The organism is Rhizobium sp. TBD182 (genome assembly GCF_001950375.1).
Taxonomy (GTDB): Bacteria; Pseudomonadota; Alphaproteobacteria; order Rhizobiales; family Rhizobiaceae; genus Agrobacterium; species Agrobacterium tumefaciens.
In genome coordinates, this window is record NZ_BDLN01000011.1 from 24,628 (window position 1) to 32,499 (window position 7,872).

The window sequence follows — 7,872 nt, forward strand, 5'->3', positions numbered from 1 at the left end:
TGTGATGACCGTCAAGCCCGAGCGGACGTTCTGGGAAAAGGTCCTCATCCTTCATGCCATGACGGAAATGACCGAGAAACGAAACGCGGACCAGAATGCGGAAAGGAAGGTCCCCGACCTCAATCGATACTCGCGCCACTATTACGATGTTCATCAGATCTGGACGCATCCAGACTACGGAAAGGCGACGGCATCCATGCTCGATCTTGCCGAAGCGTGCCGGCAGCACAAGGAACTGATGTTCCGTGCACCGGACCATCGCTATGATCGGGCAGTACCCGGCAGTTTCCGGCTGGTGCCGACGGCCGATATGCGCAAGAAACTGGCGACTGACTACGACAGAATGTCGGCGATGATCTTTGCGACACCGCCTGATTTCGAGGCTGTCATGAAAAGCATCGAGGATCTGGAGCGTTTCCTCAACGAGGATCCGGTCGCCGGTTGACTGCGTCGATCTTGGAAATCGACATGACCCTGGAAATTGCAGAGACCCTGCTCGCCTCGGCCTTCTGTTCAGACTACCGGTGCGGCTGGGGATCACCTTTTCGTCGCTCGACAGCGAAAAAAGGGCAAGGGCAGCAGCTCGATCCCGGGTTCTGATCAGCCAGTCCCAAGAACGAAAAAGCCTGCCGCGGGAGGAGGTGCGGCAGGCTTTTCGAAAAGAACCGAACAACGGCTGGGAGGAGGAGTGCCGCAGTTCTGACAGACGCCCCTTGGGAGGAGGAGTGGGCCGTCTCAAATCGAAGCTCTGCGGGAGGAGATGCATTGCTTCGATGAGAACCAAAGTACCAATTTTCGCTGCACACGAAATAGACTTTGCTGCAGTGCAGCTATGCGCAGAATGCAAAGCCTGATTTCGAGGGAGGACAATGGTGGCGTATATGCGCGACCGATGTGATCCAGAACCAATCCAGCGAACACGGCAATGATCCACATTGCAGTGAAGCCGTAACCGATCGCGCCCAGTGAGGCGACATCGGCAGATGCTACTTCAATCGGCTCAGCAGTTCCTGGGCCACAGCCGGGGCTGATGCGGGATTCTGGCCGGTGATCAGCTCGCGATCCGTTACGACATGCGCGGAGAAAGCTGCATCAGCCTGACTGAATTGACCGCCCGCCTGTGTTAGCGCATCCTGCGGATAGAATTTCATCTCGCCGCCACCCAGTAGTCCCTTGGCCATTTCCTCTTCCTGGTTGCTGAAGACAGTGAACTTGTAGCCGGCATAGATCCAGTCCGTTTGTGCCTTCGCGGTTCCGCTCGTCTCGAACTGCGTCACGAACCCATGTGCGTCCGGCAAAGTGGAGAGGAGCGCGATGGGACCATGGCAGGCCAGTGCGGTCGTCCTGCCGTTCTCATGGAACCAGGTGAGCAGCTTTCCGAGTTCGGAACTCACCAGAAGATCCTGCATAGGTGCATGACCGCCCGGGACATAGACCGCGTCGAAATGGTTGTAACCGATCTGCTCAACCCGCGCGAGGCTGATGACCGGCGACGTCTCGCGCGACATCAGGCCCAGTTCCGAAAGCTGCTCTTCGCTGGCTTTCATCGCCGCTTCATCACCGCCGAAATACATCTTGTCGATGGATGTCCGGTCGACGGAAGGCGCGGTGCCTTTCGGAGTGGCGAAAGTGATCTCATGGCCGGCGGCGCGCAACGCCTGCACCGGCTGCATCAACTCGTTGAGGTAAAAACCGGTCTTGAATACCTTGCCGTCCTTCAGGTCGAGGCGATCGGAATCAGACAGGACGATCAGCACGTTTCCGGCATGGGCACTGAGAGTGCCGGCGCCGAGTGCAAGAGTGATGGCAAGGCTGCGCAGAGGTTTCATGGGTTTGTCTCCGAATATGAGAAATTCTGTTTGGGAATGCAGGAGACGAAGGCTGATCAGCCCGCGACCTTGGTCAGCCGGTGCAGGGCAAAGTCGGCGAAATCGTCCCCGACGCCGCTCGCCTGAAACCGCTGCATGGCGGCGCCCTGCATATGGGCGCGCCACTGGTCCTCGCTTGCCCAGGTTTCGACAAAGATGCGCACGCGTCCATCATCGAGCGATCGATGGAGCTCGTAACGAAGGCAGCCGTCTTCGGCCAAAGTCTCAGTGACCAGCTTTTCCTGGGCGGCACCAAGGGCCGCTTCCTTGCCGGGCTTGGCGGTGGTGATGGCGATGATGGTCAAAGGCGTGTTTGACATGGATAGCAACTTTCTTAAGCGATGGTGTTGACGAGACCGCCTTCGGCACGAAGGGCTGCACCGTTCGTGGCGGATGAGCGGGGGCTGGCGAGATAGGCAACGAGGTTTGCAACCTCCTCCGCTTCCACCATGCGCTGCAGGATCGAAGCCGAGCGAGCCGTGGCGAAGAATTCAGCCTCTATCTCCTTGATCGGCGCGGACGGGTCGCTTGCCTGGCTACGCAGGAAGGCCTCGATGCCTTCCGAGCGGGTAGGACCCGGCAGCACGGAATTGACCGTGACATTGGTGCCGCGGGTCAGCTGCGCCAATCCGCGCGAAATCGAGAGCTGCGCCGTCTTGCTCGTCGCGTAGTGGATCATATCCTGCGGAATGGCGAGGCCTGACTCACTCGAGATGAAGATGATACGGCCCCAGTTGCGCTCCAGCATGCCGGGAAGATAGGTGCGCGACAGACGTACCCCGCTCATGACATTGACGTCGAACAGATGGCTCCAATCGGCATCAGTGATGTCGCCGAAGGCCTTGCTCTCGTAGATGCCGAGATTGTTGACGAGGATATCGATCAACGGTTCGGCCTTGGCGATGATCGCCGCCCCTTCGGCGCTGGCGGCGTCTGCCAGAACGCCAGAGATGTGTAGACCGCCGGATGCCTTAATGGCAGCAATCGCGCTGTCGAGCTTGGCGGGGTCGCGTCCTGTGATGACGACGCGCGCTCCCTCTGTGGCGAGCGTGCGGGCGATTTCGAGGCCGATGCCTGCGGTGGCGCCGGTCACGAGGACGGTTTTTCCGTTCAGTTGCAGATCCATATCCGTGTCTCCAGATTGTTGCTGGGGGAAACTTATGATTTAAGCTCAATTCACACTATTGCCCGCAGAAGACATGCACCTGTGAATGAGGATCATCAATGCCGCGCATTCTGATGGAACGCTCCGGCGAGATGGAAGTGTTTGCCCGCGTTGTTCAGGATGGAGGTTTCTCCGCCGCCGCGCGCAATCTGGACATCACGCCATCAGCAGTCAGCAAGTTGATCGCCCGTCTGGAAGCACGGCTTGGCACGCGCCTTTTGGTGCGAACGACACGCGCACTCACGTTGACAGAAGAAGGCGAGGCCTATCATCATGCCGCGCTTCGGATTTTGCAGGAACTGAACGAGGCGGAGCAGGAAGCAGCAGGTGGCGCAGTCCGTGGACGGCTGCGGATCAACACCACAATTCCGTTCGGCACGATGTTCGTTGCTCCGGCGATTCCGGAATTCATCGCGCGCAATCCCGACCTGATCGTCGACCTCTCCTTCACCGACGGAATTGTCGACCTGGTCGCAGAAAAAACCGATGTCGCTATCCGCATGGGCAACCTGCCGGACAGCGGCCTGATCGCCCGCAAGCTGGGGCAGAGCCGGCGCGTGGTCTGCGCTTCACCCGACTATCTGGCGCGCAGGGGTTCGCCTGAAAAGCCTAAGGACCTCGCGCAGCACGACTGCCTAACATTCAATTTCCGCCGTGCAAGGCCGTCCTGGCCCTTTCGCAGCGACGGCCGGGACATCGCGCAACCGGTCAAAGGCAGCATCGTCGTCAACAACGGCGAGACGATGAAGCAAATGGCGTTGGCCGGCGCCGGCATTGCCCGCGTCGGCCTGTTTCATGTGGCCGACGACATCGCCGCTGGGTGTTTGATTCCACTGCTCGAAGACTTCAATCCAGGCGATTTTGAACTGGTGCATGCCGTCTATGTCGGTGGTGGTCCCCTGCCCCACCGCGTCCGTGCCTTCATCGAACATATGGTCGTGACACTGGGAGATTCACCTCTGCTGAAAGGGACGTCCTGACCCGGAGAAAAAGATGGAAAGGCGCACTTCAAGATGCTTGATGCTTCGCCTTTCTTATCCGATCAATCGCGATATTCTGGTGCCTGCCGTTCGAGGACCCGCCGGATGCTTTCCAGATGCATCCTTGCGCTTTCCGGGTCCCCTTCCCGCATCTGCCGTGCTGCCTCGGAGGCGACAGCGGGTAAGACTGGCAGCAGTTTGCGGCCGGAACCCATTGCCTTCAACTGAACTTCGGCAGCACGTTCGAGATAATAGAGATCATCCCAGGCTTCGGCGATGTTTGGCGCACAGACCATCACGCCATGGTTTCTCATGAACAGGATGTCCTTGTCGCCGAGCACGGAGGCGATCCTGTCGCCTTCGCTTTCGTCCAGAGCAAGGCCATTATAGTTCTCGTCAACCGCCACACGGCCGTAGAACTTGAGCGCCGTCTGGCCTGCCCAGACCAATGGCTCGCCCTCCACCATGCTGAGCGCGGTGGCGTTCGGCATATGAGTGTGAAAGGCAGCACCGACCCGCGGCGCCATCTTGTGCAACCGCGCATGGATATAGAATGCGGTTGCCTCCGGTACGCCATCCCCGGCAACCACATTGCCCTCGAAGTCGCAGATCAGCAGTGACGAGGCAGTCGCCTCCTGAAAGGCCCAACCCAGACGGTTGACGATGAAGAGGTCGGGATGGCCGGGCACGATGGCGGAGAAATGGTTGCAGATACCCTCTTCCAGCCCCAGCCGCGCCGCCATCCGCAGACAGGCGGCCAGATCGACCCGTGCCTGCCATATCTCATCGGTATCCAACGAGACATTGCGGCGAACAGCGGCATTTGCATTCGAGATATTGAGTTCGTGAGCCATGCTTGTCTCCTTGTTACATCCAGCCAGCCGCGGCAATCACTGCGGGGAGCTTGTCGAGCGTCGGAACGATTTCATTCGGGTGGTAGTCAGCGAGCGGTTTGCGGCCCGTACCACGATCGATCCAGACGCTGCGAAATCCGAGCTCACGCGCTGCGGCAAGATCAAGATGCGGGCTGGCGCAGATGTGCACCAGGTCGTCCATACCGATGCCGAGGCTTTTCCAGGCATGATGGAAGATCTGGCTGGATGGCTTGTAGGCACCGGCCTGTTCAGCAGTGATGACGCGGTCGATGTGGCCACCAAGTTGGGCCACGTTTCCATCAATGATGGCATCATCAGTATTGGAGATGATCGCCAACCGGAAACCTGCATCTTTCAACTTTCCAAGGGTTGCCACGACCTCGGGAAACGGCGGCATCTTGCCGATCGACGAGATCAGGATTTCGGCATCCGAAACCTCAAACGGAAGGCCGAACTCGCCCATGGCTCGTTCCAGGGCAAGCGCGCTGACCTCGGCAAACGTACGGTGCGGACGCTCCACTTCCAGCGCATGTTCATGGTGATCGTAGATCGAGATGAAGGCCTTTTGGTCGATATCGCAACCTTTTGCGGACAGTATTCTGTCCATTGCTGCAAGCAGCCCTTCGTCCCATTGAATCAGGGTTCCATAGCAATCAAAGGTCAGCCAGGTCGGCTTGGGTCCAGTCAGGGTCATATGTCTTCTCCATGATTTTCCCGAGATTGACAAAACATGCACGGATTGAGAAATTAAATCTCATCATCGTCTTCATTGAGAAATCAAATGAGCTTCGGTTTCGATCTGGATCTCCTGAAAACCTTTGCTGCAGTCGTCGATTGCAGCGGCTTCACCAAAGCTGCCGAACGGGTACACCTGACGCAATCGACGGTGAGCCAGCAGATCAAGAAGCTGGAGGTCAATTTGGGGACCCCGCTGCTGCGGCGGGACAAATCGACCGGTACCGTTGAAACGACGGAAGCCGGCGAGTTGCTGCTGAGCTATGCGCGTAAGATACTTGCCATGGCAGATGAGGCCGCCGAGGTTTTAAGAACGCCTGCGGCCCCGCGCACGGTCCGTCTTGGCGTGCCGGAAGATTTTGCCGGGAGGCGTCTGATCGACCTGTTGTTAGGATTTTCTGCAGCCTCTCCACATATCAGGCTCGATACGGTCAGCGGCTGGAGCACCGAGCTTCGCCGCCTGCTGGATGCGGGCGAGATCGACCTTGCTCTGATCAAGCGCGAGCCTGGAGACGGGGCCTGTCTAGCCAGCTGGAAGGAGAAGCTGGTTTGGGTGGAAAGCACCACAGGGTCCGTCGACGCGGATCCGGTTCCACTCGCGGTGTTTCCCGTCGGCTGCATCTACCGGGATCGTGCCATCCGTGCGATCGAGCGCAGCGGTCGTCGTTGGCGGATCGCATATACCAGCCAAGGGCTGATGGGTGTGCAGGCGGCGGTTGCCTCCGGCCTCGGGATCAGTCTCCTCCCATCAGACGCCGTGCTTTCCGAACACAGGCAACTTGGGCCATCTGACGGCTTCGACGATCAGCCCGCGTCCGAGATGGCATTGGTGAAGGGCCGGGCAAGTCTTTCCGCCGAAGCCAAATTTTTGGGTCGCTTCCTGGCGGATAGTCTGGGGCCATAATGTCCTGGACAAAGATGTGCGGGTAACCTCGCTACCGTCTCAAGGAAGACGAAGCGCCGCCTTCAAGCCCATGATCTGCAGATCGAGCCCGAACGAAAAACGTTGATCGGCATTTGTTCCGGCAATCTCACGCATTGCGATCACAGCGAGCGGAAACTCAGCGGCAACTCGCGCCTCCTCACTGCCGGAGCTGGTCTTTTTTCCGCCCAAGGCCTGCTCCTCAATTACGAAGCCGATCACAAAATAGATCAGCGTGAATGCGCCCCAGCTTGCAGTGCGGTCGTCAGCACCTGCTTGTTTGAGGGCGCCGATCAGTAACGAGCCGACGCGCAGCACGTTATCAGATAAAGGATAGGTGCCAGCGAAAACCCGCGCAGCATCGCGGCGAGACAGCAGGGCCTCGCGCACTTCGGAAGCCACGCGCCCAAGCCTCGCATCCCAGGCCTCGCCTTCCGGATTGCTTGCGGCGACCGGCTCCATGAGGGCATCCGCCATCCCCTCGAGCAAGGCGTCCTTGTTGGCGAAATGCCAGTAGAGCGACGGTGCCTGGATGTTCAGGGCGTCCGCCAGCTTACGCATCGTCAACCCCTCCATGCCGACCTCATCAAGCAGCTTCAGCGCCGTCGCGATGACCTCGGTTTTCACAATGCGCATGTCCGTCTCCAGTTTTACCGTTGACTCTCTAACATTGTTAGGCAAATCTAACAACGTTAGATTGGAGCACCCCTCATGAAAATGAACTATGATGTTATTGTTGTCGGCGCCGGGCCTGTCGGGCTGTGGCTGGCATGCGAATTGAAACTTGCCGGTGTGGATGTCGCCGTCCTCGAGCGGCGAACGGAGCGGACGGCGCAGTCGCGTGCACTCACCATCCATGGGCGTTCGCTGGAGGTATTTGCCCTGCGCGGTCTCGCCGATCGCTTCCTGAGGACGGGCAAACCGATCCCGACCGGCCACTACGCCGCCCTCGATACGCGGCGGGATTTCTCAGCCTTCGACACGCGCTTCCCCTACACACTGTTTCTTCCGCAGGCCGTGACCGAGGAGCGTCTGGAAGAACGCGCGACTGAACTCGGTGTCGTCATCGTGCGGGGCGTGGCAGCAACCAAAATTATGGACGACGGAAACCGCGTGCACATCTCAACCGACGCCGGAGAGTTTTCCGGCTCCTATGTGGTGGGAGCGGATGGCGCCCGCAGCATCGTGCGGGAACACGCTGGCATCTCATATGAGGGAGCAGAAGCCCGCAACTCTCTCATGCTTGCAGACGTGGTTCTTGCCTCGCCGCCGGCAAAACCCGTCGTGTCGGTCACCAACGAGCATGGCTCGGTGATGATCGCGCCTC

The 7,872-nt window shown here is 59.0% G+C and carries 11 protein-coding genes; 5 read left to right on the forward strand and 6 right to left on the reverse strand.

Going from position 1 to position 7,872, the window contains the following annotated elements; all coding sequences use genetic code 11:
• Positions 1-445, forward strand: a 445-nt coding sequence (locus T18_RS27920; RefSeq protein ID WP_323455260.1) for a nucleotidyl transferase AbiEii/AbiGii toxin family protein, incomplete at its 5' end; no start/stop codon positions are given.
• A 23-nt stretch (positions 446-468) separates the two neighbouring features.
• Positions 469-600 (forward strand): hypothetical protein, encoded by a 132-nt coding sequence (locus tag T18_RS27925; RefSeq protein ID WP_272870618.1) that lies wholly within the window; start codon positions 469-471, stop codon positions 598-600.
• A 386-nt stretch (positions 601-986) separates the two neighbouring features.
• Here T18_RS27925 and T18_RS23505 read toward each other — a convergent pair whose 3' ends face one another.
• The 3 genes from T18_RS23505 to T18_RS23515 are packed head-to-tail and all read right to left on the reverse strand — an operon-like array spanning position 987 to position 2,994.
• Complete coding sequence (locus T18_RS23505) at positions 987-1,829, reverse strand: type 1 glutamine amidotransferase domain-containing protein (RefSeq protein WP_038496439.1); 843 nt, start codon at positions 1,827-1,829, stop codon at positions 987-989.
• Between the two features lie 56 nt (positions 1,830-1,885).
• Positions 1,886-2,188 carry a putative quinol monooxygenase gene (locus T18_RS23510; protein WP_038496437.1) on the reverse strand — a complete coding sequence of 101 codons (303 nt, stop codon included), beginning with the start codon at positions 2,186-2,188 and terminating at the stop codon, positions 1,886-1,888.
• A gap of 14 nt (positions 2,189-2,202) precedes the next feature.
• On the reverse strand, positions 2,203-2,994 hold the full coding sequence (locus T18_RS23515) for an SDR family NAD(P)-dependent oxidoreductase (RefSeq protein WP_038496433.1): 792 nt from the start codon (positions 2,992-2,994) through the stop codon (positions 2,203-2,205).
• Between the two features lie 98 nt (positions 2,995-3,092).
• Here T18_RS23515 and T18_RS23520 point away from each other — a divergent pair, with 98 nt between their 5' ends.
• Positions 3,093-4,013: a LysR substrate-binding domain-containing protein gene (locus tag T18_RS23520; RefSeq protein ID WP_038496430.1), complete on the forward strand. Its 921-nt coding sequence runs from the start codon at positions 3,093-3,095 to the stop codon at positions 4,011-4,013.
• 62 nt (positions 4,014-4,075) lie between these two features.
• On the opposite strand, the gene T18_RS23525 is transcribed toward T18_RS23520, so the two are convergent.
• Both T18_RS23525 and T18_RS23530 read right to left on the reverse strand, forming a co-directional pair.
• Positions 4,076-4,867 carry an aldolase gene (locus tag T18_RS23525; RefSeq protein WP_038496427.1) on the reverse strand — a complete coding sequence of 264 codons (792 nt, stop codon included), beginning with the start codon at positions 4,865-4,867 and terminating at the stop codon, positions 4,076-4,078.
• A gap of 13 nt (positions 4,868-4,880) precedes the next feature.
• Positions 4,881-5,582, reverse strand: a complete 702-nt coding sequence (locus T18_RS23530) for a haloacid dehalogenase type II (protein ID WP_038496424.1) — start codon at positions 5,580-5,582, stop codon at positions 4,881-4,883.
• An 87-nt stretch (positions 5,583-5,669) separates the two neighbouring features.
• On the opposite strand from T18_RS23530, the gene T18_RS23535 reads away from it, so the two are divergent.
• Positions 5,670-6,527: a LysR substrate-binding domain-containing protein gene (locus T18_RS23535; RefSeq protein WP_038496421.1), complete on the forward strand. Its 858-nt coding sequence runs from the start codon at positions 5,670-5,672 to the stop codon at positions 6,525-6,527.
• A 39-nt stretch (positions 6,528-6,566) separates the two neighbouring features.
• Here T18_RS23535 and T18_RS23540 read toward each other — a convergent pair whose 3' ends face one another.
• Positions 6,567-7,181, reverse strand: coding sequence for a TetR/AcrR family transcriptional regulator C-terminal domain-containing protein (locus tag T18_RS23540; protein ID WP_038496418.1), 615 nt, complete (start codon positions 7,179-7,181; stop codon positions 6,567-6,569).
• Between the two features lie 75 nt (positions 7,182-7,256).
• Between T18_RS23540 and T18_RS27930 the strand changes: the two genes are divergently transcribed.
• The coding region (locus tag T18_RS27930) for an FAD-dependent oxidoreductase (protein ID WP_323455261.1) at positions 7,257-7,872 on the forward strand (616 nt) is incomplete at its 3' end.

Coding starts and splice junctions, on each gene's coding strand:
- T18_RS23510 (WP_038496437.1), bottom strand. CDS start 2,188: ATGTCAAACACGCCTTTGACCATCATCGCCATCACCACCGCCAAGCCC.
- T18_RS23535 (WP_038496421.1), top strand. CDS start 5,670: ATGAGCTTCGGTTTCGATCTGGATCTCCTGAAAACCTTTGCTGCAGTC.
- T18_RS23505 (WP_038496439.1), bottom strand. CDS start 1,829: ATGAAACCTCTGCGCAGCCTTGCCATCACTCTTGCACTCGGCGCCGGC.
- T18_RS23525 (WP_038496427.1), bottom strand. CDS start 4,867: ATGGCTCACGAACTCAATATCTCGAATGCAAATGCCGCTGTTCGCCGC.
- T18_RS27925 (WP_272870618.1), top strand. CDS start 469: ATGACCCTGGAAATTGCAGAGACCCTGCTCGCCTCGGCCTTCTGTTCA.
- T18_RS23515 (WP_038496433.1), bottom strand. CDS start 2,994: ATGGATCTGCAACTGAACGGAAAAACCGTCCTCGTGACCGGCGCCACC.
- T18_RS23530 (WP_038496424.1), bottom strand. CDS start 5,582: ATGACCCTGACTGGACCCAAGCCGACCTGGCTGACCTTTGATTGCTAT.
- T18_RS23540 (WP_038496418.1), bottom strand. CDS start 7,181: ATGCGCATTGTGAAAACCGAGGTCATCGCGACGGCGCTGAAGCTGCTT.
- T18_RS23520 (WP_038496430.1), top strand. CDS start 3,093: ATGCCGCGCATTCTGATGGAACGCTCCGGCGAGATGGAAGTGTTTGCC.